The sequence below is a fragment of the Acinetobacter sp. AL9 genome (assembly GCF_041464035.1).
Taxonomy (GTDB): domain Bacteria; phylum Pseudomonadota; class Gammaproteobacteria; order Pseudomonadales; family Moraxellaceae; genus Acinetobacter; species Acinetobacter towneri.
The window spans coordinates 1-24,767 of sequence record NZ_JAYFSK010000018.1 but is presented as its reverse complement, the minus strand read 5'-3'; the positions used below and the strand labels follow the sequence as shown (position 1 = coordinate 24,767).

19 protein-coding genes and 2 pseudogenes are annotated in these 24,767 nt (G+C 36.1%); 3 read left to right on the top strand and 18 right to left on the bottom strand.

Annotated features, from left to right (window positions below; all coding sequences use genetic code 11):
• Positions 1 to 244 precede the first annotated feature (244 nt).
• From ACEO2X_RS06295 to ACEO2X_RS06285, 3 genes are all read right to left on the bottom strand, one after another.
• On the bottom strand, positions 245 to 655 hold the full coding sequence (locus tag ACEO2X_RS06295; protein WP_081401333.1) for a DUF2946 family protein: 411 nt from the start codon (positions 653 to 655) through the stop codon (positions 245 to 247).
• Positions 656 to 906: 251 nt separating this feature from the next.
• Complete coding sequence (locus ACEO2X_RS06290; RefSeq protein WP_371971271.1) at positions 907 to 1,779, bottom strand: MBL fold metallo-hydrolase; 873 nt, start codon at positions 1,777 to 1,779, stop codon at positions 907 to 909.
• Positions 1,780 to 1,828: 49 nt separating this feature from the next.
• The gene (locus tag ACEO2X_RS06285) at positions 1,829 to 2,140 is read right to left on the bottom strand and encodes a rhodanese-like domain-containing protein (RefSeq protein ID WP_371971270.1); all 312 of its coding nucleotides are present in this window, start codon (positions 2,138 to 2,140) and stop codon (positions 1,829 to 1,831) included.
• Positions 2,141 to 3,251: 1,111 nt separating this feature from the next.
• On the opposite strand from ACEO2X_RS06285, the gene ACEO2X_RS06280 reads away from it, so the two are divergent.
• Both ACEO2X_RS06280 and ACEO2X_RS06275 read left to right on the top strand, forming a co-directional pair.
• Positions 3,252 to 3,512: a DNA-binding transcriptional regulator gene (locus ACEO2X_RS06280; protein WP_120366197.1), complete on the top strand. Its 261-nt coding sequence runs from the start codon at positions 3,252 to 3,254 to the stop codon at positions 3,510 to 3,512.
• A 118-nt stretch (positions 3,513 to 3,630) separates the two neighbouring features.
• Entirely contained in the window at positions 3,631 to 3,930 is a 300-nt protein-coding gene (locus ACEO2X_RS06275; RefSeq protein ID WP_120366198.1) for a NifB/NifX family molybdenum-iron cluster-binding protein, read from the top strand.
• Positions 3,931 to 4,189: 259 nt separating this feature from the next.
• On the opposite strand, the gene ACEO2X_RS06270 is transcribed toward ACEO2X_RS06275, so the two are convergent.
• The 5 genes from ACEO2X_RS06270 to ACEO2X_RS06250 all read right to left on the bottom strand — a co-directional run bounded on the left by ACEO2X_RS06270 (position 4,190) and on the right by ACEO2X_RS06250 (position 10,802).
• Positions 4,190 to 4,933 carry an SDR family NAD(P)-dependent oxidoreductase gene (locus ACEO2X_RS06270; protein WP_121594997.1) on the bottom strand — a complete coding sequence of 248 codons (744 nt, stop codon included), beginning with the start codon at positions 4,931 to 4,933 and terminating at the stop codon, positions 4,190 to 4,192.
• A 68-nt stretch (positions 4,934 to 5,001) separates the two neighbouring features.
• Complete coding sequence (locus tag ACEO2X_RS06265; protein WP_371971268.1) at positions 5,002 to 5,622, bottom strand: class I SAM-dependent methyltransferase; 621 nt, start codon at positions 5,620 to 5,622, stop codon at positions 5,002 to 5,004.
• 243 nt (positions 5,623 to 5,865) lie between these two features.
• Positions 5,866 to 6,941, bottom strand: a protein-coding gene (locus ACEO2X_RS06260) for an IS3-like element ISAba20 family transposase (RefSeq protein WP_371971266.1) whose coding sequence is annotated in 2 segments (ribosomal slippage) — positions 5,866 to 6,689 and positions 6,689 to 6,941 — 1,077 coding nt in all. Because the reading frame shifts where the segments join, the coding sequence is not laid out codon by codon here.
• Between the two features lie 46 nt (positions 6,942 to 6,987).
• Positions 6,988 to 7,905 (bottom strand): hypothetical protein, encoded by a 918-nt coding sequence (locus ACEO2X_RS06255; protein WP_371971264.1) that lies wholly within the window; start codon positions 7,903 to 7,905, stop codon positions 6,988 to 6,990.
• A gap of 1,676 nt (positions 7,906 to 9,581) precedes the next feature.
• Positions 9,582 to 10,802, bottom strand: a complete 1,221-nt coding sequence (locus ACEO2X_RS06250) for a tyrosine-type recombinase/integrase (RefSeq protein WP_371971262.1) — start codon at positions 10,800 to 10,802, stop codon at positions 9,582 to 9,584.
• Between the two features lie 392 nt (positions 10,803 to 11,194).
• On the opposite strand from ACEO2X_RS06250, the gene ACEO2X_RS06245 reads away from it, so the two are divergent.
• On the top strand, positions 11,195 to 12,442 hold the full coding sequence (locus ACEO2X_RS06245; RefSeq protein WP_168390300.1) for an integrase family protein: 1,248 nt from the start codon (positions 11,195 to 11,197) through the stop codon (positions 12,440 to 12,442).
• A 283-nt stretch (positions 12,443 to 12,725) separates the two neighbouring features.
• Here ACEO2X_RS06245 and ACEO2X_RS06240 read toward each other — a convergent pair whose 3' ends face one another.
• The 10 genes and pseudogenes from ACEO2X_RS06240 to ACEO2X_RS06195 all read right to left on the bottom strand — a co-directional run.
• Entirely contained in the window at positions 12,726 to 14,165 is a 1,440-nt protein-coding gene (locus ACEO2X_RS06240) for a VWA domain-containing protein (protein WP_371971260.1), read from the bottom strand.
• A 3-nt stretch (positions 14,166 to 14,168) separates the two neighbouring features.
• Entirely contained in the window at positions 14,169 to 14,759 is a 591-nt protein-coding gene (locus ACEO2X_RS06235) for a hypothetical protein (RefSeq protein WP_371971258.1), read from the bottom strand.
• 225 nt (positions 14,760 to 14,984) lie between these two features.
• Positions 14,985 to 15,209, bottom strand: a pseudogene (locus ACEO2X_RS06230) (biotin/lipoyl-containing protein); the annotation flags it as partial.
• A 189-nt stretch (positions 15,210 to 15,398) separates the two neighbouring features.
• Positions 15,399 to 16,244 (bottom strand): annotated as a pseudogene (locus tag ACEO2X_RS06225) (AAA family ATPase); the annotation flags it as partial.
• Positions 16,245 to 16,305: 61 nt separating this feature from the next.
• Positions 16,306 to 18,438: a dynamin family protein gene (locus tag ACEO2X_RS06220; RefSeq protein ID WP_371971256.1), complete on the bottom strand. Its 2,133-nt coding sequence runs from the start codon at positions 18,436 to 18,438 to the stop codon at positions 16,306 to 16,308.
• 343 nt (positions 18,439 to 18,781) lie between these two features.
• A complete protein-coding gene (locus ACEO2X_RS06215) occupies positions 18,782 to 20,407 on the bottom strand; it encodes a dynamin family protein (RefSeq protein WP_371971255.1) in 1,626 nt (541 codons plus the stop codon).
• Positions 20,408 to 20,488: 81 nt separating this feature from the next.
• Complete coding sequence (locus ACEO2X_RS06210; protein WP_371971254.1) at positions 20,489 to 22,138, bottom strand: dynamin family protein; 1,650 nt, start codon at positions 22,136 to 22,138, stop codon at positions 20,489 to 20,491.
• A gap of 9 nt (positions 22,139 to 22,147) precedes the next feature.
• Positions 22,148 to 23,791, bottom strand: a complete 1,644-nt coding sequence (locus ACEO2X_RS06205; RefSeq protein ID WP_371971252.1) for a dynamin family protein — start codon at positions 23,789 to 23,791, stop codon at positions 22,148 to 22,150.
• 19 nt (positions 23,792 to 23,810) lie between these two features.
• Complete coding sequence (locus tag ACEO2X_RS06200; RefSeq protein WP_371971250.1) at positions 23,811 to 24,422, bottom strand: hypothetical protein; 612 nt, start codon at positions 24,420 to 24,422, stop codon at positions 23,811 to 23,813.
• Positions 24,423 to 24,570: 148 nt separating this feature from the next.
• Positions 24,571 to 24,767, bottom strand: a 197-nt coding sequence (locus tag ACEO2X_RS06195) for an integrase core domain-containing protein (RefSeq protein ID WP_371971249.1), incomplete at its 5' end; no start/stop codon positions are given.

Sequence of the window (24,767 nt, the reverse complement as noted above, 5' to 3'; positions counted from 1 at the left end):
GAAAAGATTTCAGCAAAACACTCTGAAATATCGTTTTATGTATATTTAAATTTAAGTGTGTCCACATATTTACAGTATTGTAAATACGTAAGCCTTCACGTTTGCATGCCCACATTACTTTTTTAAGGCTGAGATAACTCATAATGCTGCTAACAGGCAACAAAGTATTAATTTTCATGATTAAAACTCTTTAAGATGTTGTGTGGTATAAACAGATCAACTGTTTGATGTGACAAATCGTGTCTTAAAGAGCCAAAGGAGGCGCTCTGCCCTGCGGCAGCAAATACAGCTTCTGTAAGCTGAAATAGACATGCCGGAAAACAGTCTGATAGAAATTTAATCTGACTTGAATCCGGTCCAGAACTTCATCAATCCCCAACTTAAATGGCAGCACCAAATCACCATAGACCTTACAATATTGGCATTGATGGTTATGTTCATTGTGATCGTGGGAATGTTGAAGCATCAAATCCTGTAGCAGCTCATGATGAACCGAGTGGATATGATGATGATCAGCAGGCGAAAGAAGATTGTGGGTGATCGACATACAGACCGGAGCAATATGAAATTTTTCCGGCAGCAGAGGCTGTAAATATACTGCAATTTGCAAAAGTATGGCTGCAAATGCAATAAAGATTCCACTTCGCTTCAGCAAGTTTTCTCTCGACTGGCATCGAATAAGAGGGATACGCTGGATAAAAAGATGAAATTTAAAGATAAATTCCTACTTATTTACTCAGCTTTTCATTCTATAAATATATAATATATATTCGTTTTTGAAAAGCAAAAAAAATAAATAAAAAGTTGATTAAATTAAACACTTAAGATAATAAAATAACTTTCTCTTACAGTTGATGCAGGAGAAAGTTATTTATTGTACAAAGAGTGTTCAGAAGAAGACTTTGCTTACTTGAAATAATTGAGAGGCAATTTTAAGTAAGATACGCCATTTTGTTCTGGTTGGGGAAAGCGTCCCGCATTCATATTAATCTGAATGGATGGCAGAATCAGCTCAGGCATTCTCAAGGTTGCATCACGTTTTTGGCGCATTGCAACAAACTCCGCTTTTTCTGTGCCAATATGAATATGAATATTAAACTGTTTCTGAGTTTTGATATCCGTTTCACAGATGTAGTCATGACGTGATTCCGGTAAATAGTCATGACATAGGAAAACACGAGTGTCTTCAGGCAACTGATAGAGGATCTGTACAGAGTCAAATAAAGTCGCAGCACTGCCCTTAGGAAAATCACATCGTGCCGTTCCATAATCAGGCATAAACAAGGTATCACCCACAAAAACAGCATCCCCAATCACATAACTCAAGCATGCAGGTGTATGGCCAGGAGTAGGAATATTATAGGCTTTCAGGTTGCCAATATGAAATTCTTCGTGATCCTGAAATACATGATCAAATGTCTGGTAAGCATTGAATTGTTTGATATCAATGTTATAGATTGAGCTAAAGGTGTCCTGTACCAGTGAAATTCGTTCGCTCATCGCTGTTTTTCCACCGAGTTGCTGTTTTAAATACTGTGCTGCTGTTAAATGATCTGCATGTACATGCGTTTCCAAAATCCACTCAACCTGTAAGCCCTGCTCTTTGACATACGCGATGATTTGATCGGCATGCGTGGTAGATGTCACTGCTGAAGCAGAGTCATAATCGAGAACACTGTCGATAATCGCACATTGTTTTGTGGCTGGATCTGAAACTACATAACTGAATGTATTTGTTTTAGGATCAAAAAAATCTTTTACATTTGGTTGAGTCGACATAGTCTTACTCCTTTTTAAAATTTAGAAGCTCACAGAGCACATTTAAAACTTAGTTTTTGATGCAAGGTAGGTTGTTTTTCCACCAGGATTTCATACCACCTTTTAACTGTGTGACTGAATAACCCATCTTGGCCAATCTGCGTGTTGCAGGAATACTCCGGTGTGCCGATAGACAAATGGTCACCACAGGCTGATCCGGATCAAGCCCTAATGACTGTATTGTAGATTCGTTCAACTGTGTAATAGGTAAATTGACAGCACCTTCTATATGACTATGTTTAAACTCTTGAGCACTTCGGACATCAACAATCTGTACAATTTCCCGTTTCTGCCATAATTCCTGACAGGTAGTTTCAGGCACCTTGCCCCAAGGTAGATACATCAGAATATTAAACATGATTTTCCTCTATTAGAACAGTTGTTATCCGCGACTTATATTTATAAGGATTTAAAATAAAAATAAGTAGTAAAATAAATATAAGCCAATCTTGGGTTGGTTAAACTTCAAATCTATCCTCATAGAAAATACAATGACTTTTTAATAACTAAACCTACAATGCAGTCCAACTTTAATAAGACCTCATTCGCTTCAGAATGATCTTATGCTTCCTATTCCATAAAGAAAAAATAAAATTATGTTGAGTAGCAGATTAAAATCGATTTTATCGTCTATTTTTCAATTATAAATTTTATATTTTGTTATATTATAACTTATGTAATGTCCATAAAAGTGTAGTGAAGTGCTCATGATGTTGGGAAGATTGCTGGGGTTATCAGCAATCTTGTTACAGATCGCTGTGTTGCTGCAGCCTTTATTGCCAGAAAAACACAGTGTTTTTTCGGTATGTAAAACTATTGCCGCAGCATTACATCTAGAAGTTACTAACGTTCATCCACACCACAGCTTCGCAACATCACATCCGCATAGCAATCAAGCCAGCGGAGCAGACCAAAATAATGCACATGTCTTCACACATGTGCAGGATCGACATGAACATCAAGAGCGGGATGATGCACATACCGAGCATGACTGCCAGTTTTGCCTGGTGCACAGCTATACCCTACCGCTACTGGATACGAAACTCAGACTAGTACTGATCAGGACTCAGATATTACTACAATTCTTCAGTACAGTTGTCCCATATACGCTGTCTCCACCTGCTCCGTGGTTCCTGATTCCTCAGGGTCGTGCTCCTCCTTTAACACTCATCCACTAAATCAGCAGATGTGGTATCGCTGAGCAGTCTTCCGCAGTTTCCGATATGGCTGAAAATATTCATCTATCCAAAACATGTGAGCAGCTCACAATTAGCATCTTCAGTCACAGTGATCCTATCCGTAATAATGAATATGGCTTTTAATTTATCTGTATTCAAATTTATTTGAAATCAGGCTGTCACAGTCTCAATGACCTTTGGATTTTTCAAAGTGTTATTACAACTTTCTAGTATATCGATAAGGAGGAGACAATGATGAATCTACTTCAGCATGATCAGGCACATCTCCCAAAAAGTGATTTTAATAGCAACTGTTGTCTGGATTTAGCACAACAAATTGTAAGGATCCGGCAAGCTCTAAATATTTCACAGACAGAACTAGCATCAAAACTGTGTATTTCCGCCCGTACCTTAGAAAGTTGGGAACGTGGAGTTCGTCATCCCTCAAGCTCAGCCCAAGCTTTGTTGAAACTCTTTATCAAGTCACCTCAGTTTGTTTTGGAAAATCTTGCTTGAATAGTATTAGCTATGTTTTTGAATAGCTTCTGTCACTACAAGCTTAACTTATGAATCATCATGAACCGATACATACCTATAAAGAGCAGTAGTATCGGTTTGGTTTGGAGAAATCTTTATGGTAATTGTAATTACATCACAGAACCGACGTCATATTACTCCGCATGCTGGGAAATGCCGAAAATTCTGGAAATATGAGCTCAAAGATGGGAAAGTTATGGACAAACAGCTCATTGAGGTGGAGAAAGAAGCATCATTTTCTCAGTCGGGTGAGGTACTAGAAAAACTGTTACCTATGGACATGTTCGTAACCACAGGGATGGGTGACAGATTGCGAGAAAAACTCAAAAATATTGGCGTACATGTTATTGTGACGGATGAAATTGATCCTGATAATTTTATTAACAGTTTACTTTAACTCGCCTATGAATAAAATCTAAAACCATAGTTAAAGTTTCCATTAAAAGTTAGTGGGAACTTTAGCTAATAAAATACATCTTACTAACTGCTATTTAATCAAAAAATTAAATTGCCTAGGCTTAAAATAAGTTGACACGATATTTCATATAAACACCTGATGAATTCCATAAGGTTTTTTATTTGTAAAACATATACTTATATATAAACTCTAAAAGGAAAAACCTTCTCAATTAGGTGAAGGCCTTTCCTAAAATTAACTATTGTGAAGTATATGAACCATCTACTACATACTGGCTGCCCGTTACAAAAGATGCATCATCAGAAAGTAAGAAAGCAACGACCTGAGCAACTTCTTCCGGATTTCCTAAACGACCAACTGGATGCAATTTTGTCAGTTCAGCTTCATCAAACTCACCAATTAAAGGTGTTTTAATATAACCAGGATGTACTGAATTAATACGAATACCCTTTTTAGCATATTCTAGCGAAGCCGTTTTAGTAAGCCCGGTTACACCATGCTTAGCTGCAACATAACCAGAAATATTTTCAGTCCCAACTAAACCTAAAATTGATGCTGTATTCACAATTGCACCACCGCCGGCTGCCAATATTGCAGGGATTTGATAATGTAAGCCATAAAAGACCGCATTCAAATTAATATCAATCACACGACGCCAAGCTTCAATACTTAAATCTGCAATTGGCTGAACGTCACCCAATATTCCAGCGTTGTTAAAAGCTAAATGAAGCGCACCATAGGTGCTGACTGAAAATTCAACCGCTGCTTTCATGTCTTCAGGTTCAGCCGTATTGGCTTTATTCGCAGCCGCTTTACCGCCTAAAGATACAATTTCCTCAGCAACTTTCTGTGCTGCTTCAAAGTTAATATCCGAGACTACAACACTTGCACCCTGCTTCGCTAAAAGCATAGCTGTGCTTTTCCCAATTCCAGAACCCGCACCAGTAACTAGGGCAACTTTATTTTTGAACCGATTTGACATAATAAAACCTCTTTTTTAAAGTACTGCAATGCTGAATATTTGCATCACATTTAAGAATTCACTTGTTTTTACTTCATCACTTGTATCGCAAATTGAATAACATGGCATTTACCACAATGTAATTCTCCCTCCTGTCTTTCTTGCTCTCCAACATAAAAATGATGGATATGATCCTGCTTGAAAACCTGCAAAATATCCCACGGATCGTATAAATATTCGATATTTTTAGGGCCACCAGTTTTATAGTTGATCTGCTCCTTGGAATACAGCTCACCGATAAACCATCCACCGTTGAGCAAGGATTTTCTTATGCCTTCTAAAACCTTTTTTTGCGTTTCTGTATCGAAATGACCAAATACACAAATCGCGTTTTGATAACGCTCGGACGGCCATTTCGCTGCTGTTAAATCAACATGTCTGAGTTCAAGCTTTATCCCTGTGGCTTCAGCTTTACTGGACAGATGCTTCAAAGCAACATCGGAATAATCCCAAACTTCCGCTGAAAAAGGGTAACCCTGCTGTCTTGCCTGCTCAGCCAGGTACAGGATATTCCGTCCTTCCCCTTCAGCAATAGCCAGTGTTTTACCTTCTATCCGGATTTTTTCCGCAATCTCATGGATAAACAGGTTTGCTGCTGTGCCGTATAAGTCCTGCGTCTGGGTATACAATTCATTCCAGTGCTGACTCATTTCATCCCTCCATTTACTCCACTATCCAATCAGTTGGAAAACTCTTTAAATGCTTCCAGGGCATTTGCGGCATACATCATGAACCGTACCGGGTTTGTCGGAGACTTTTTTATTTAAGTTAGGCCACCTGACCTAACGGGTTAATCTTATCATAGTACATTGCTTCAAACTCAAAAGGTGATACATAACCCGGTAATACCCCCATTTTTAATTGAATTAATGGGTAGAAAATCTAAAGCCTTGTTATTGTTTAAAAATAGGTGGACAACCATTTACTGACATATGAGGTCGTTCATGATTATAAAAGTACTGCCAGTCAGTTGTATAGTCCTGCACCTCGCTCAGATCTCGAAATAAATATTGATTTAGACACTCATAACGTACTGTACGATTAAATCGCTCAACATATGCATTTTGCTGTGGATTGCCTGGTTGAGTAAATACATGCTCAATACCATGCTGATCACACCACTTTTCCATCAGCTCACTTATATACTCTGGGCCATTGTCGGTTCTAATGCGTTTAGGTTTACCTCGCCATTCAATGAGCTGATCAAGTCCTCTCAGCACACGTTCTGCTGGCAACGAAAAGTCAATCAATATATCCAATGACTCGCGATTATAGTCATCAATCACGTTGTGAACTCGATAACTACGTCCATCACTGAGTTGATCATACATAAAGTCCATTGACCATGATTCATTCTTAGCTGTCGGTACTGCAAGGGGTTCTGGCTGTTCTCGTTTAATCCGCTTATTAGGCTTGATTCTTAAATTAAGCTCAAGCTCCTTATAAATGCGATAGACACGTTTGTGGTTCCATTTGTATTTTTTAACATTACGCAAATACAGGAAACAAAGCTTGAAGCCCCATGTTTTATGATCATTGGTTAATTGAATCAACCATTCGGCAATCTGTTGATTCTCTTCATCTAAACGAGCTTTATAGCGATAACACGTTTGACTGACTTTAAAAATTAAGCAGGCCATGCTGATTGAAATCTTAAATTGCTCAGTAGCTTGCTGAGCAAGTGACTTTCGCTGAACAGACCTTAAAACTTTTTTAAAAGTGCATCTTGCAAGATGTCTGACTTTAGCCGCTCATCAGCATACATGCGTTTTAAACGGGCATTTTCAGCCTCAAGTTCTTTAAGCCGCGTCATCATTGAAAGATCCATGCCGCCATATTTGGACTTCCACTTGTAGAATGTAGCAGAGCTCATACCATGTTCGCGGCACAAGTTCGGTATGGGTGTTCCTGCTTCAGCTTGCTTCAAGATACTCATGATCAAGCTGTCTGAATACTTAGATGTTTTCATAGAAAATCTCCTTAAATCAAGGTTATTCGATTTTCTACTTTTAAACTCAATTATTTTTAGGGGGGATTACCATACAATATTCACCATAAGAGTCTGCATAAATTTCATAGCGTGGAATGATAGTTAAATCCAGTATAGGCATGTTCGCCTGATCCCAACGTTGTCGTTTCCGACCAAAAAAGAATAACTTTCCAAAAGTATATAAACGACCGGCTTGTTGGCGCGTGCCACGAAATACCGCATAAACTTTAAAATACTGTTGCCATGAAAGAAGATCATTTACTGCTTTATTCTGATTTTTCTGTGAAATAACTCGGTTCAGAATTTGAGTTAGTTCCCTTTTTTGCTTTTCTATCTCCCCTTTCTTAAATCGCCATGTCCATGAAAAATTTTTATTGCTTGGTCGATAAAATTTAGTCTGGTGTTCAGCATATTTTTTAAGACTTAATCGTACTAATTCAGCCTCACACTTCCCAAAATCTAAGCTCAAATATGGCTTATTCAACACAAAATTAAACTGTTCATTGTCGTTAAAAAAATTATGAATAAAAGTTAATTCTTGCTCTAAGGTGACTTTATCCCAAATAACAGGTTCAATTTCTGTAATTTTGTCATTGGAACCGAGTACTGAGCTAGATACTGAAATCACCTTTCCTACCGTTTCTTTACTATGCCGATGGCTATTAGGAGTTTTGATTAATAAGATAAATAACCACGCATCTTTATAAAGAATATCCTGAATGATTAGATCAGCTACTGGTAATCCTTGCTTTAATCGATAGTTTCTTTGGCGGCTTGTTAAATGTAAGGAATATCGTTCCGTTAATTTAAGAATAATTTTCTCAATATCAATTTTGTCCAACTCAGTTTTGACAATAAATTTGCAATAAAAATATGATCCTCGAGTGACTTTATCCTGAATTTTTTGTGCGGTGTATTTTGTATGGGGACTATAATCGATCATTTTTTTGTCATCCAACTATACATTAATGATGTAAGTCAACAATCCACTTCTATATCAAATTCTTGACTCAATTTTGAATTGTTCATCAACAATAAATATCTCTACTTTTCCTATCTTGCTGAGTGCGCTAGCAATCAGCATTGATCAAATTGCGCGAGCATTGTCACCTCACTTTGTAAGGTGACAATAAAGTAGTTCCTAGTGCGCATGACGAGATTTAATTAGAAAATCTTATACTTATTTAAATTAATAATCAATATTATTGATATAATAAATTCATTATGATAATATGCATACATATCAATCGAATTGTGGATTGACCATCCATTCCAGTACTTTTTTGAAGTTGGATGAATGGCTGACCCCCATTCAAAACTTTGATACATATTGTCCTGAGTACATGACCTAACCATTCTTGTACTGCCGATGTAGCGGACTGCTGGGGAAACCTCGCTCGGTACGTTGCAACGGGGGCTAGAGGATTGCAATATCCTTTTTCTATCCGTTCATTCACTTTTTAAGAGTTCCAAGCAAATAAAAAGTGGTTGGGCGACAAGGAAACGGGAGCCTATAAGCGATTTATCGTGAAATGGTCATTTGGTTAGTAATAGCCAAGTTAGGTGTGAAATTATGAAAATAGTGGAACATTGAAACCCTGTTCAAAGTGATACAGTCAGGAGCAGCATAGGATGAGCGATAGTCTCCGTTAATAGCTGAATGTGTATGCTTGATCGAACAAGTTTTTTACTTGGAAAAGTATGCTCATTTCCAATCACGATGGCTGCTGAGAGTGCCGTAAGGTACTAGGGCTTTGAGGCTAACGCTGGAAAAGCTGGCACCATTTTGCGCAAGCTGAATGGGTCGCTGGATAGCTTAAACGTGTAACGGCATTAATCGATAGATGCTGATTGGAGTGTAAGAGTTTTACCCTTTACAAAGTTGTGTATACATCATATCCCGATATTTTTTAAGGAACTACGGTCGGGGGAAACAGGAAGCATGTATACAGGCGAGAGGATAAACGGTCTGCACATTAAGACGCTTTGAAATAACTTGGGAAGCACTGAATAAAAAGGCTTAAATTGGTTAAAAGTCTATTGTATTTTTTTCAGTGTGGGAGCGATGGTGAGTAGCGCATATAAAGCAAGTATTTACTTGCGGAAATTGTGATACAAATCTTCATAGTAAGATTCGTATCAAATGAGATAGCTAGCTTAAAGCGAATCCTAAAACATTTCGATTTTTTCAGTCGGGATGCTCATTGCGAAAACTTGAGTCGGCACATGCGTGAGCATGTTGGACAATATGTAGAAAAGAAAGGTTAATGGAACACTGGTCGTGTTTCTCAGTCGGGGATTGGTCTCTCTGACTAGGCCGAGATTGTTACAGTGTAAGTATTCTGAAGTTTGGTCACTGATGAAAATAAACTTATACGGGTTTGCCTGAAACTTAAATCAGGATAATGCTACACCAGCATGAAAAAATCGTGGCTTGTTCTTCCAGATTAGACAAGCATAAAACTATTGCCTAGCAGTAGAAATATGAAATGGAATATGGCCTAAGTCGGCATGAAAAAATTGAACCGCCAGTACAGGCGTAATCATCTGCTCAACAAAGAGCGTTAACAAATGCATTAGGCTCGATCCCTTAGGGACGAGCCTTGTCTTATTAAAAAATTATGCTACGGCTTTAATGTTATCAGTAACATTACTAACATAGTCGGCCCACCATTGCATAATTTCAATTCGTTCTTCTAAATGTGTAGCTTTGTCATAAACAGCTTTTACACCCTGTTTTTTATGCGCTAAACAAGCTTCAATAACCTGTTCTTTATCACTGAATTGATTATTTAAGGCAGTACTTGCAATATGTCTAAATCCATGTGGACTTTGACGGCCTCGATAGGCTAGATTTTTCAAAGCATTATTTAAAGTTGCTTCACTCATTGGCTGTATAAGGCTATCTCTGCTAGGAAATAAAAAATCCGATACTGTCCTAATTTCTTTTAATTTAAATAACAGTTCTATTGCCTGTTTTGGTAAAGGTACAACATGGGTAATACCACATTTCATTGTTTCGGCAGGCTTTATCCAGATTTTTTTCTCAAAGTCAAAATCTTGCCATTTTGCATAGCGCAATTCTTGTGGTCGAGGAAAAAGAATAACAAGTAACTCTAAAGCAATTGCTGTATGCGAATTTCTATAGCTTCGAATAGACTGCACCAACTCGGGCAGTTCCTGAAGACTGACATGCTTCATATTCCCTTTACTACCTTTATCAAGATACTTCAAAATTCCATCCAAAGGGTTCGACTCTATTTGTCCATGAAACTTTGCAAGATCGTAGGCATTGCGACAATGTGAAACTAGTTTCTCTACACGATTGTAAATACTTTCACTTCTAAGCATATCCTGAAAAAATGTCAGCCATTGTTGAGGTGAAATTTTGGTGAAATCCAATTCACCAAAAACAGATAAGATACGTTTTTCAATTGATTGAGTTTCTTTCTTTATTGTTATTGCAGCCCAAGTTGTTTTCTTAGTATCAAGCCAGTCATACATCAAACTTTTTAAATTAAGTTGTTGTTCCTCAATCTTTTGCAATTCAATTTCTTTTTTTGTTAATACTTTTTCATTTTGCTGTAACTTAAGAAAAATAGTTGAAGCTTCAAGTTTAGCTGCTACAAGCGATAACTGCGGATAACTTCCAATACTGTGCCATTTCCACTTCCCCGCCTCATCCTTAAAGCGGACTTGCCAAGTTTTTTTCCCTTTTGGTGATACACGAAAATAAAGCCCAGCATCACATGAAATACGATATTCCTTATCCTCAGGTTCAAGATTAAGAAGATGGGTATCTTTGATTTGTTTGATGTTATCTAAAGCCACTCTTTTCATAGCAAAATCTCTTGTATCCGAGTAATGCAGAAAGAGTATCGGATACAAGATTGGATACACAAGAGGGCCAAATAAAGCTGTGCATAGCCAAACATAGTTGCGCAAAAAGCAGAAATAAAAAACCCACGAATCATTATAATTCATGGGTTTATATATGAAATCATTGCAAAGCTGTGCATATGATTACAAAAAATTGGTGGGCCCAGACAGACTTGAACTGTCGACCAACGGATTATGAGTCCGTTTACATGGTAATTAAAAATCAACAAGCAACATATATAAAATCAATACTATCATATGCTTATATAATTTTAAAATTTTATTATTCACTCTTTTTGTTGATTAATATATATTGATTTTGCTTACTACTTGCTTACCAGACGCTTACTAGAATGAAGTTAACAAAACCTGCTATTGATAAAATTGATTGCTCAGACAAAAATAAACCAACTTTTTTTTGGGATGAGAAAACCCCAGGATTCGGTGTTAAAGTTACACCTAAAAATAATAAAAGCTACATCTTCCAAGGTCGTATTGGTCTTCAAAACCGTCGTATCAAAATTGGTGACGTTGATGTATGGAAATTAGATGACGCTCGTAAATATGCACAAGAATTGGCGATTATGTGCCACAAAGGGATTGACCCATTAATCGAGCGTAAGAAAGCTTTAGCTGATAATAAAGAACTGCTAAAACAAGAAAAGCGTAAAACTATTAAATTTAAAGATGTATGGTTTGAATATTTAAAAGCAAGACAACCTAATTGGCGACCTAGAAGTTATCAGGATCATATCGAATTATCTAGAGGTGGTTACGATCCTGAAAAAAATAGTGTTTATGCTAATCAACCTATTTATCAACTGTTTGAGTATAAGCTTTCTGAATTAACTGCAGATGTGTTTTGTGATTGGCTTGATCAAAATGACTATCGCCCTACAACATCAGCTAAAGCATATCGACTCACACGCGCTTTTCTCAATTGGTGCGAGGAACATGAAGACTATGAAAACTTAATACCTCCAAAATCATATAACGCCAAAAAGGTTAAAGATAAAGTCCCTTCCCCCAAAGCCAAAAATGATTGTTTGATGAAACAGCATCTAAAACCATGGTTTGAAGAGGTAAATAAGTTAACTAGTAGAAAAATTGCGATTTTTTTTATATGTAGTTTAATCACTGGTTGCAGAAAGAATGAGCTGCTTTCATTAAAATGGACAGATGTCGATTTTCGTTGGAAAACAGCAAAAGTCAGAGATAAAATTGAAGATGAAGGTCGCCTAATTCCTCTGACTGCATATGTTGAAAGCCTATTATTAGAACTAAAGAAAAATTCTGATTCTAAATTCATATTTAGCAGTAAAGGCGCTGAATGTGGCCATATTGTTAATCCTTATGATAGCTTAGAGAAAATATGTAAAAAACTAAATATTGGACTTACCCCCCATGGATTGAGAAGGTCATATAAAACATTAGCTATATGGGCAAAAATCAATGAAGGATCTTTAGCACAGATCTCAGGTCATAAACCAAGTGCATTAGTTGAGAGACACTATATCGTACGACCTATGGATATGCTACGAGAAACACTGCAAGAATACGAGGATTGGATTTTGCAACAAGTGCAAAATGGCATTAATTGAAATCCCCCCATTTGAGAGCTTATAAATAATTTTGTGTAATTGCTTTTCATAAATTAGAGGTGATTGCTTAGGCGGTCACCGAATTCAATAATAAATGAGCCTGTAAATAATTTTGTGTAATTGCTTTTCATAAATTTAAAGGTGATTGCTTAAGCGGTCACCGAATTCAATAATAAAGCGGCTCATGGCTAAACGCCAGTCGCGAATAGGCATATTCCACAATGCTATCCCATTTTAAACTTTACAATTAACATCATCAGATAATTTACGATTAATCCTGTATTTATTTTTTAATTTTATCCCAGTTTTTAAAGCTATAAGTACTGTTGCATAACTGCTTTAACCCTTGCCCATATCCCCCAACTTGCACTCCATGGAAACGAGTACCCTTTTCCGCAGAAGATTTTACTATCTGTTCAATATGAGAAGAAGCTGTCCATTCACCATCACTAACGATCATCACATCGGCTTTTTTCCATTGTTCTTCTTCTAATCGTTTAACAGCACACTCCACAGTTTCAATATCATTCCCACCACCAAAAGAATAGCCCAAAAACTCTAGTAATTTTTGAATACCATCTTGAGTAAACTTTAAATCATGCTCAATTCTTTGTCCTTGCCCACCAAATGCATATAAGTAACATGCCCTGTTTTCTGCATGTGCAGTTTTTGCAGCTTGTAATGTTAACGCTTTCGCAATGATTTCTGGTGTGCCACTCATCGAACCAGAAGTATCAATCACAATCAACATAGGACCACGATCAAAACGAGTACGTGGCTTTTTCACTTCTTGTTGTTGAGAAATATCTACCCAAGTTTTTTCAATTTCTAGTCCCTGTACTTTGTAGCTTAATAAAGCCTGCTCATAGCGTTTTGCATGCCAAAGTAATTTTAATTTAGGATGACCTAGGAACAAGGCTTCTTGTGGTAACATACGGCTAATTTCACCACTACGTTCAGTACCTGACATTTCTTCAGGTACATAATCAACAACCTTCTCTTGGATTTCTTCTACAACGCGTGAAATGCTTTCAAAGAAACTTTCGAGTTCCTCATCATCATCTATACTTTCCTGCAAACGTCCCAATGCATCAACGACTTTTTTAAACTCATCAATACACTTTAACAGTTCTTGTAATCGTTCAATATGACGCCAATTTTGATGTTTAAGAATACCCTTAGTGATATCTACGCCACGACCAAGCATTTGGCTTAAATCACCGAATACGCTGTTAAGTTGTTTCCATGCCTCTAATCGCTCATGCCATGAATTATGAATAACCAATTCACCTAAATACTTAAAGTCAAAATCTTGTTCTACTTCAGAAGCATCAAAAGGCTCATTACCTTGTTTAGCATTGGCAATTTTATCCTGTAGCCATTTTTGCATTTTTTCTTGATATTCAGATTGAATCACTTGCCATTGCAATATGACATGTTTTAAGAACTCAATCGTCAGCTCATGCTGATCTTTCAAAAAAGGGGCAATTCCTGACTGCACAATTTGCTGCTGAACAACATCAGAACTATGCTTTGGCAGCCACTCAGGTATTGGAGGAATTTCCCCCATCATGAAATATTTATACCATTGTTGCATGGTCTCACTGCGCTGTTCAAGAGAACCTAAAGTCGAACAAATCACTTCTTCTAAAAGTTCGGAAGGGCAATCATCTAAAAAGGCATATTGATCTTCTAAATAATCAGCAGCGACTGTATTTTCCATATATTAGCCCTGATAATCCTGATAAGTCACTTTTAAAACCAGTATACGATTTTCAATTTCCTGCACCTGAGCAAAACTGCCTTTTAATGTATCTAAAGCAGGATCAACAAATTCATGATCAAGCCATAAATGACCCTTACCTTGGCTTTCTAGTTCTTTTATATTTTTTGTGAGTTGTAACTTAATTAAACTGATACGTTCTATATGTTTCTCAATATCTTCGATTTTTTGCATATGAGTCTTTATGTTCAATTTTCCTGAATGCTCTTCTATATTGAGTGATTTTGAAGAATTAGAATGACGATTTTGCATATACTCCAATGCTAAACGCATTGTGAAATCAGCAGGATACTTTTTATTTCGTTGCTGATAAGCATAAATCACACTATCAAAAATCAGTTCTTCATCTAATACAATGCCTAACTGAACCAACTTTTCAATATAATTTTTTAATTTTTCTATACTTGCTGTAGCACTTTTCTGTACAGAAAAATATGTACATAACTTATAATGTAGAGTTCGTACACTATCCAAAACCTCCTGCTCTTTATCAGACATCTTAATATAGGATAAGATCGATTGAGTTAAAAGCATATAAATGCCCCTTGAATACATTTAAAAAATTTTCTATTAAATTTCATCCAAACAGCTTCATTTAAATTCTCATTATTAACTGCTAAAAATAAACTACACCCTGAATTCCAAAAACTCATCTTTCTTTTTCCTTAATTACCTTGAAAATTGTGATTTATTGAGATGACCAATAGTTTTTGCAATAGAAGTGTTATCATCTGTAGTGCTCATAAATTGTTTTTTTAATTCAAGCACGGCAATTTTTTCCTTTGATAAGACTGTCTCACCTTCATCTTTGAGAACTGCATAAAATATGCCATCCTTCGGAGCTACAACCTCTAGAACTACCTTATCTGTTTCAATATCACAGATAACCTGATCTCTTTCTACTTTATCCCCGACTTCTACATGCCATGTTGCAATTGTTCCATCCTCAATTGCATCAGGAAAAACAGGTGTAGTAATTTCGATTAACTCACTATGAATTACATTTTGAGCTTTTTGACTAAATGCATTGATATTGGAGTCTTTCATCTTTTTTTCAGCACATTTAGGTAATTTTTCCACTTCATTTTCTAATACCTCAACTACCGTAAGCAAATTCTTTAAATTTACCACCGACTTCCCACAATATTGTTCATACATCCCTGCGACCAATTCAATCTGCTCAGGCTTTTCCCAAATACAATGTTGAACTAACCAACAATCCCAAATCGTGACCTGACTTTGACTATTGGTAAATGCAGAAACTTGGAGCATGCCTGCAATTTTGCGCCAGCGGCGGTCAGAAACCTGAATCTGATTTTCGGCACACCACTTACGCAACTCCGTTAAAAATTGTAATGCTTCAGCAGATAACTCCACTTTTTTTGAGTGTTGTTGAATGTATTTGAGCTCGTCATACGAAAGTTGCTCAACAGATAGCTCTTCCTCGCTAGCTTTCATCGTCAATAACTGCTTAAACCCAGATTTACTAACAGGCTCAACATATTGTCGGAATAGGAAACGGTCATATAAGGCACTGAGATTACCATCTTCAGGTAATTCATTACTTGCTCCAATGACTGAAATCAATGGCACCTTTTCTCTGATCACACCATTATCGAATTCACGCTCATTCAACAAAGTAAGCAAGGCATTTAAAATGGCACTGTTCGCTTTGAAAATTTCATCCAAAAATGCAATGGATGCCTGAGGCAAATAACCTTTGGTTAGACGAGTATATTTATCTTGTTCTAAAGCCTGAATCGATAAAGGTCCAAAAAGTTCTTCAGGCACTGAAAATTTGGTCAAAAGCCGTTCAAAATAAGGGGTTTCCTTAAAAACCAAGTGAAGACGGCGTGAGACTAAGCTCTTCCCCGTGCCAGGTGGGCCGATTAGCAAAATATGTTCACCTGCTAGAGCTGCAAGCAGTGTCAGCTTAATCGTTTGTTCTCGTTCAACCAAACCTTGAGTAAGCTGGCTTTGAATCAGCTGAATTTTTTTAAATAATTCTGATGTATTCATTCAATATACTGTCCATCATGGAATTAAAAGGAAGAACAAGTAATGCGCTTCCTGAGTTAAATTAGGCAATTTTTTTTGTTGAGGCTTCATCAGATATAAGAGCTTTTAAGGCTTCATATTCTTGTATAGATTTCTGCTTCTCTGAAAAGTCTCGCTTAATCTGTAAGAGCTCATTTTCTAAGCCCTGTGTTAATTTATGCGCCAACAGATTCTGTATATCAGTTAAATTGAATTCAATTTGTTTTGCTGATGCTTTAAATTGATCGTTTAGTAATTTAAAAACTTCCTGCAAAGATTGGTTCAACGCTTGCTTCAACTTCTGCATATCATTGCTAGATTTGATTTGACCACTGAAGTTTTGACTGATTTTACGGCTTGGATCACCAATTTCTAAATTAAGCTCTGGCAGATTCAACTGACGGATGACCGCATCCAATACATTTTTAAACTGAGTGACATCAAAATCTGCTTGTGCAGTATTTAATTCATTCACCAGAGCACGGCGCAAATTCAGTTTTAATTGATTTGGACGAATTAAATCATTGAAATGATATTGGATATCAACCTTGCAGTTTCTAGCATATTGTGCGATTTGCTCTACCGCATCAGAAGCAGATAAATATTCATAATTTGTTGTGTATGTCCGATAGCGAGTTTCACTACTCAACCATGTCCAAGGCTTCCATATTACAGATGTGCTGACTTCATAAGCCTCTTCATGTGTTTCAGAACCAGTACGTGTAGTGAGTTGAGTATATTGCTGAATTGATTTTTGCAATTCCTGAGCAATGCTATTACTCGCTTTTTGAATTGATATTAGTTCAGTGCCAATATGTTGCTCAAGCTTAGATGAAATCGCTCGTATACGTTGTTCTAACAGCTTCTCTGATTCAGTCAATTGAGAAATATCCTGCGTATTTAAACGGATGATACGACCTTCAACAGTTTCTCTTAAATCTGTTAAGGCTTCATCAAGCTTTTCTTGCGCTTTAGGTAACAAACTTTGTTTCTTCGATTCCAAAATCTGATTTTTTTCAATACGTGCTGCTTGGTATTTTTCTTTTAAAGTTTCAAAGTTAGCAATACGTTGCCAATCCTGCTGTGTAAATTGATATCCATCCCAATCATTATCTGCTGTTTCTTTTAATTCCTTATATACATGTTGCATGGCAGCATCCCATGTCGAAGAATCCCATGAAGCAAAACCATGTGCAAAAGTACTCGAAACAATTGGACTAACTAAGTTTTCTAGCAAGTTTGCTAAATGTTCATGACCTGCTTTTCGCTTTTTGTCAGCTAAATCGCCTAATTCTTTTACTGCGCGTTTATTCAAACGTCGTTGCAAATTACTTTCACAATCCGCTAAGCTCTCTTGATTGAAACCATCATCTAGAATCGCTGAGTCATATTGTCCTGCAATCAAGAAAAGACGTTCGACACCACCCTGAGGTAATTGTTCAGTCAATAAATCAATATCTGACTGATCTAAAAACTGACTTGCTCTTGATAAAAAGAATACAACGTCACAACGTGCCATTTCTTCTTTGGTCTTTTGTGTTCGACTAATGACAGGATCATTCATTCCTGGGGTATCAATAACATCAAAACCCTTCAATTCTTCATTAGGCAGATACAGACGCGTCATTTTTACTAATGCTGTGTATTGACCATCATTGCCTGCATACTGATTTAATATATTCATTAACTCATCAAGTGAAGTGGCTTCAATGCGTTGATGTTGTTGTTCTAAAGCAACACTCACATCAAGCCCTGCTTTATCAACCATTTCAACCAGTTCTTTGGCTACTTTGACAGACTCAGATTCATATGTTTCTTGAGCCAGCTTTTCTAAATCAGCCCACTCTTCTTTCGAATAATATTCGATTTCTAAAGCAGGTGTAGCACCATAGCTAATACGGGTGAGATTGGCTGTTTTAGGTGTAGCAGCCGTTGGTAAAACAGGCTTACCATCGAACAATAGCGCATTTAAAAAACTACTTTTCCCAGCCTTTACTTGCCCCATAATCGCGATATTTAAAGTTTGTTGCTCTTGTTCAAAGCGTTGAATATCTTGTTGTAAGGTTTCTTTTAAACGAAAAACATTTGAAATTTCGTTGTTATCGAATCTTTTTCCCCAAACCTGTAAGTTCTGACACAAGTTAGAAAGTTGTTCTAAATGCTGTTGAATTGACATACCCTGCTCTTTTTTAATATCAATTAGTTATGAAAAAAATTGTAGCTCAATTTTATGGAAAAAAGACCTAGACAAAAGGTGACTAGGTCATAGATTGACGTACTAAGGATTGATTTTTATCTCTATCCATCATTTTAGGAGGGAGATTACCACCCTTGTTGCTTAAATTCAGAACTAAAGCGTTTAGCCATTTTAATATCTCGAAAGTTAACATGATGTTAGCTATAGAGGGACTGTGACTCCATTATTTTGTCATGGATCAAACTTGAGTTTTGAGTGATTACTTAACTGATGGGTCAAGTTATCTTATTTTTCAATTCAATTTCTTATCCGCAATTTGCGGTTATATTAAAATCGATACGATCCTACAAACACCAGAATTATCTACAACAAAAATATCCCTTAGACACACATTATCTTTTTTAACGATCTCATTTATATTAAAGTTTTTAGATAAAGCAATTTTCACTGATACTTCAGAGTCTTTTAATAAATTTTTTTTTATTCTTTCAGTTAAATATTTGTTTTCCGCAACATTAATCCTTACGAGCAGCTCAGAATCTTGAGCTAAAATAAGCAAAACTTCCTCATCTAAATAACCGCCTGAACGACCAAAAACCCTCTCCCAAAAACCGTGCCTTGATTCATTTGAATTTTCATTATTGTTTAGCAAAGCTAATTTAACATCTGTAGATTTATCATGAGCAAGAAGTATTTTTATTTCTTTATCACTTGCAATGGTGGCCAACTTTATTCTTGATTTAACATCCATATGTTTAATAGAAGTATTAATTTTTGTAAAAAACTTATTTTCTAGCTCTTTGAATAATTTAATACTATTTCTTAAAGATATTAAATCTGCCTCAGCAACTAGTCGTAGTTCTTGCGCATCCTCCTGAATCTCAGCTAATTCAGTTAAAGTTAAAATTCGATTTAAACGATTAAGTTTTCTTAAAGTGCTACTTTGTTTTTCCTCTATAATTTCAACATACTTTCTGAACAGCCTTTGAAAATTTTGAACAAGGCTAAAACTTTGTTTGTGCTCATTCCACTTCTCCAAATAATTCACTATAGGTTGCGATGGAAAGTCCATCTTCTTTCGTGCAGATACAGGAATCACATCCAGTACATTAATTCCCCGTTCAAATGTAATCTGCTTCACTAACTCTACAATCTGAATAATATCTTCAGGAGTCTTAGTATCTGCTCGACTAATTACAATCAGCTTAGGAATATCCGCATTTAAAGTTGCCAAAAACTTTAAATCATCTTCAGAGATCGTACCTTGCATTGCAGATACCACCCAAATAATATAATTAGACAAATTGAGTTGTGAACGTGCCACAGATTCATCTGTTCGTTCGCTCCATTGTTCACTATCAGGTTTGCTATATCCTGGAGTATCAAGTAAAGCGACATTTTTCCAAGTAAAATGAGGATCACTGACAAAAACTGAACGTAATAAACCCGAAATCTGACTACCATATTTAATTTTTTCTTCGTGGGTCAAGCTAGCAAATTCAGCCTTGGATAAAACTACACGATGATGAAATAAATTGATTGCGGTAATTTGCTCTTGATCACCGTGTAATAAATAAGTTGGTAATGAAGTCGTCGGATCTATCTCAACCACTAACTGCTTTTTCCCCAAAATCGTATTAATTAAACTGGATTTTCCTGCACTAAATGCCCCACCAACCCCCACAATAACTCTTTGAGCTAAGTCTGGAAATTCACAGAATACTCTAAAATGTTCTAATTCAAGATTAAGAGCTTTTAGAATATCAGTGACGTGACCTGAGCTACCTGAATATGCCAACTCAGGTAAATCATGATTAATTATTTTGTCCAAAGCATCTAGAGCGGCTACAAGTTGTAAACGCTGCCCACCTTGTTCCACATTTGACTGACTGGCACGACACAAAAAATCATAACGCTGTGTGATATCAAAGTCTTTTTGGTATTGCATTCTCTATAATCCTAAAATTTATAGGGGATTAGCCTTTACTAAGTTGAGCTAAAACTTAAAATCTTCATTTTTATATCATGATTACTGCTCGATATAGGTTTTCAATGCGTTGGCAAGATTCACCATAGGTGTTTTTAAATTATCCTGAGGTACATACAACACTTCTTTACCATTAATACTGAGCTTAGAATCACTCTTATCGAAACGAATACTTCGAATCTCACTTAAACGAATAACAAAGCGTTTTGATAGCATGTCTTTGCAGTACAGCTCTGAATATGTCAGATACAGACCATTCTCTGCATTTTTAAATAATGTTGTGGTATCAACGAGTACAAGAGGATCATCATTATATTTACCATACTCGCCATCACCCTCATAAGCATAAGATTTAATGGCTTTTTCAGTTTTTTTACGGATACTGTAGACATCATCAATGACATAAATACCAGCACTAGGGCGACTAATCTCTTCTTGTGCATCTTCTAAAATTTGCTCCAAGCTACGACGCTCAGTTTTTTGTACTTGTTGCTTAAGTTGCTCTGCTCTAGCAATCAAGTCTTGGTTTTTTAACATTTCCCTTTCTTTCTCAAGCTTAACCTGTTGCAGACGTTTCTCTTCTTCTATTTTTAACGCTTCACGTTCCAGTTCAGCCTGATATGCAATCAACTTATCTTGCCTGTCTTGCTCAATTTTGGCTTGTACAGCTAAGTATTTTTGCCATTGCGCTTCAAGATCAATATTTGCATAAACTGCTAATTGATAAATTTTTTCAAATAATTTTCTTTGAAATTGCTCTATCTCTATTTCCCCCTCTTTATTATTAAGATGCTTTTTCATTGCATCGAAATACTGATTAAAGTTTTCGATAATACGAGATTCTTGACTTTTTGAGCTCCATTGCGCGAGATAATCATCTAATAAATGACGATCAAATTTTTCTGGTTGTCTTGCAGAAAGTACTAATACATCAACAGCCTCAATCTGATGCTGAGCTAAAGTATATTTAGTGAGTTTTTTAATTTCTGTTAAGTCATCAGGTGATTTCTTATCAGCCCGACTCATCACAATTAATTTAGGAATATCTGAGCGAATTGTTTTTAAAAAATCGATATCACTTTGAGAAATAACACCTTGATCGGCTGAGACCAACCAAATTAAACACTGTGCATCATTAAGCTGAACTTTAGCGATATGTGCATCACACAGGCCTTGCTCAATATCTTCATGATTACTGTAGCCTGGGGTATCTAAAAACGCTAAATTTGGCCATCTCTGCTCAGGTTGAGTTAAAAAAATTAAATCAATATTTACTGCTAATTCATGTAACTCTTGTTCAGCATGGTGCGTTAAGTTTTTGAATTGTTCCAGACTCAAATCTAATTGCTGCGAATTTTTAAGCACAGCCTCAATTTTTTGTTGCTCACCATGTATCAAATAAGTTGGAATAGATGTCGTTGGATCAATCGCTACGCTCAAAACTTTTCGACCTAAGATACCATTTAAGAAACTAGATTTTCCTGCACTAAATGCGCCACCAACACCAACAATCACCTTATCTGCAAGTTCAGGTAACATACAAAACTTATAAAAATTCTCCATTTCATGGATAAAATCTAGACCTATTTGACCATGAGCTAAAACATTCTCTTTTTTCAAAAGCCCTAGGTTATTATTAAAATATTGCTTCAAATCTTCATACATTTGAGTAATTTCTACATGCTTATTCATGTTTATTCCTTAAGATTCTAATTGTTGTTGCATATTTTGAATGATTGTTAAATCACTTTGATATGCTGCATGTAGCACCGCTCTTTCTTCAGTATTTTGCTTAAGTTGTTCTTCTAACATAGAAATCGAGTGTTGAGCTTGTGTGACTTTATTATTGATTTGATCTTCTACCTGCTGATTAACGGTATGAAGCTGTTCTTGCAAAATAGAACCTAAATTGATCTGCACTTGCTCAACCACTTGCGGAATAATTTTTCCTCGAACGTGATCACGTGCAGCTTCTTTCTGTTCTGCTCTTTGTTGGTCACGATTATAGTCAGACATAAATGCTTTAAATATAGATGTAACCACTGGCATGATCATCGCTGCTAACGGAAAACGCTTTAATACAAAGGCTAATATCCCTGTAATTCCAGTCAGACCAAGATCAAATACAGCACTACCAGTTTTTTCTTGCTCAAAATGAAAGTTTTGATTAACGATAAGACTAGGTAAATCTGTCTCTATACGATGAATATATTTATCTACCAAAGGTTTGAAGTAGCGATCCATACCTTCAGTTAAAGCCATTCTTACACTGTAACTTAAATCACTCTCAATATTATTCTGACCTATTAGAGCTGTTGCATATTGATCTGTCTCACCTAAAAGACGATTTCGAATATGATCAACTACATTATTTAAAACTGAAGGAACCTGCTCTTTCATCTTTTGATATTCAATAGAAAGTTTTTGCTTAAAACTTTCTGTCTCATCAATTAGTTGTTGTTGTTTTTCTTTCAATTCATCTGTATCCAAATCTTCTTGGTTCAAGAGAATAGTCAAATGTGATGCGATCTCATCAATGATTCGATTGAACTGGGGTACAACCGTCTCCTTAAATCGCATTTCACTCAAGTTCTCTAATTTTTGGAATGCTTCAACAGCTTCAGCTATATCTTTCTTTTTCGAAGATACAGACACAACATCTAAATAATTTCCTTCAGGTAATAATGATCTTACTTGTTCAGTAATTTGCGATTTAATCGCGACCATTTCTTCAGGTGTTTTTTTATCATTTTTGGTAATAATCACTACGACAGGTGCTTTATGCAGTGCTAATTCTTGTAGAAACTTTTTAATACTATCTTTTAACGTCCCTTCTTCACTACTTACGGTAATTACATAGGCCAAACTACGCCCTAAATAATGATGAATTGCTTGCATATGAGCATCAGATTTTGAGTCTAAACCTGGTAAATCTGCTAAACATAAATGAGGAAGAGATTGCAAAAATGCTTGGTTGAGCTGTACTTCAATATGTCCATCAGGCATCAAATCTAAAAACTCTTGGTCTTTTAATTCTTGTGCTGTCAGATTTTTAACAAAGTTATTCGCTTTAAAGCCTTTAATGATTTCATCTTTTGAAAAACTAATTTCAGTCGCTAAATTACTTGCAGGGTCAATTTCAACACAAAGTAGTTTCTTCTGAATCAAAGCATTGATCAAAGATGATTTACCAGCACTAAATGCCCCAATCAATGGCACACGGACCTTAAAATTTTCAACATTTGATTTTAGCTGAATGAGTGGCTCAACAGATAAATCATATTTTTGAAGTAATGTTTCAAGTTCTGGAATATGTGTTTGTATATTTTGCTGTGTTTTAAACATCTTTTTCACTCTCGTAAAATTAATTTTTTAAAGCATTTGCCAATTCTGGCATTTCGTATGATTCAAGTAATGTACTTAATGTTTTTAAGTACTTCTTGGTTTCACGATCTTCAGTATTAAAAATATCTTTATAAATTTTTGTAACTTTATGAGTAACCCCTAAAGCCAATTCCTGAGTTATCGAAGACTGTACTAATCCAATTGTTCGCTTTCGATCTTTAGTCAAAATATCAAGAAGGCTTGCTTCATCCTCTTCATAAACAGCATTTGATGTAATCAATCGTGCCTTTTGGAATAATGGTAATAATTCTTGCTGTGTATGTTCAGGTAAAATATCACTCAACTGATCGTCAACAAGCCTTAAGATTAAGGCCTGCGACAAGCTCACCCCCTTGACCGACTGTTCTACTTTTTTCCATCTCCAACTATAAGGCATACAATCACGGCGACACTCCAAAGGAAATAATGTTTCCAATAGATTTAAATCCCTTTGAATAGTCCGCTGAGTTGTCACTACACCTTTAGTGAGTAAATATTTTTCAATTTCATTGCTACTTACATATTTACTATTTAATAAAAACTGAATAATCATCCATTGGCGAGTGATGACCTTAGAAGACTCTTGGCTCATTCTGATCTCAGGTATTAACTTTATACTTTAAGTATATATTTTTTATTTATATTTTTAATTGAGACTTTGATCGAGTGCGTCATAGTTAGAGGTGGTTCCACTTGTTTGAACAACTAAAAGCGTATTTATAAGTGATATTCCGCTCTAGTTAAGCCACCTTGTTTTGTTGGGGTAGCTGATCATAGTAAAACTCATTTGGTGTCATTTTGTCTAGACTTGAATGAGGTCGTTTCAGATTATAAAACTCAAAATATGCACTCAATTGCTTTTTCGCATCTGTGACACTGCTATAAGCTTTGAGATACACCTCTTCATATTTAACGCTCCGCCATAATCGTTCAACCA

Coding starts and splice junctions, on each gene's coding strand:
- ACEO2X_RS06290 (WP_371971271.1), bottom strand. CDS start 1,779: ATGTCGACTCAACCAAATGTAAAAGATTTTTTTGATCCTAAAACAAAT.
- ACEO2X_RS06280 (WP_120366197.1), top strand. CDS start 3,252: ATGAATCTACTTCAGCATGATCAGGCACATCTCCCAAAAAGTGATTTT.
- ACEO2X_RS06275 (WP_120366198.1), top strand. CDS start 3,631: ATGGTAATTGTAATTACATCACAGAACCGACGTCATATTACTCCGCAT.
- ACEO2X_RS06270 (WP_121594997.1), bottom strand. CDS start 4,933: ATGTCAAATCGGTTCAAAAATAAAGTTGCCCTAGTTACTGGTGCGGGT.
- ACEO2X_RS06265 (WP_371971268.1), bottom strand. CDS start 5,622: ATGAGTCAGCACTGGAATGAATTGTATACCCAGACGCAGGACTTATAC.
- ACEO2X_RS06255 (WP_371971264.1), bottom strand. CDS start 7,905: ATGATCGATTATAGTCCCCATACAAAATACACCGCACAAAAAATTCAG.
- ACEO2X_RS06250 (WP_371971262.1), bottom strand. CDS start 10,802: ATGAAAAGAGTGGCTTTAGATAACATCAAACAAATCAAAGATACCCAT.
- ACEO2X_RS06245 (WP_168390300.1), top strand. CDS start 11,195: ATGAAGTTAACAAAACCTGCTATTGATAAAATTGATTGCTCAGACAAA.
- ACEO2X_RS06240 (WP_371971260.1), bottom strand. CDS start 14,165: ATGGAAAATACAGTCGCTGCTGATTATTTAGAAGATCAATATGCCTTT.
- ACEO2X_RS06235 (WP_371971258.1), bottom strand. CDS start 14,759: ATGCTTTTAACTCAATCGATCTTATCCTATATTAAGATGTCTGATAAA.
- ACEO2X_RS06220 (WP_371971256.1), bottom strand. CDS start 18,438: ATGTCAATTCAACAGCATTTAGAACAACTTTCTAACTTGTGTCAGAAC.
- ACEO2X_RS06215 (WP_371971255.1), bottom strand. CDS start 20,407: ATGCAATACCAAAAAGACTTTGATATCACACAGCGTTATGATTTTTTG.
- ACEO2X_RS06210 (WP_371971254.1), bottom strand. CDS start 22,138: ATGAATAAGCATGTAGAAATTACTCAAATGTATGAAGATTTGAAGCAA.
- ACEO2X_RS06205 (WP_371971252.1), bottom strand. CDS start 23,791: ATGTTTAAAACACAGCAAAATATACAAACACATATTCCAGAACTTGAA.
- ACEO2X_RS06200 (WP_371971250.1), bottom strand. CDS start 24,422: ATGAGCCAAGAGTCTTCTAAGGTCATCACTCGCCAATGGATGATTATT.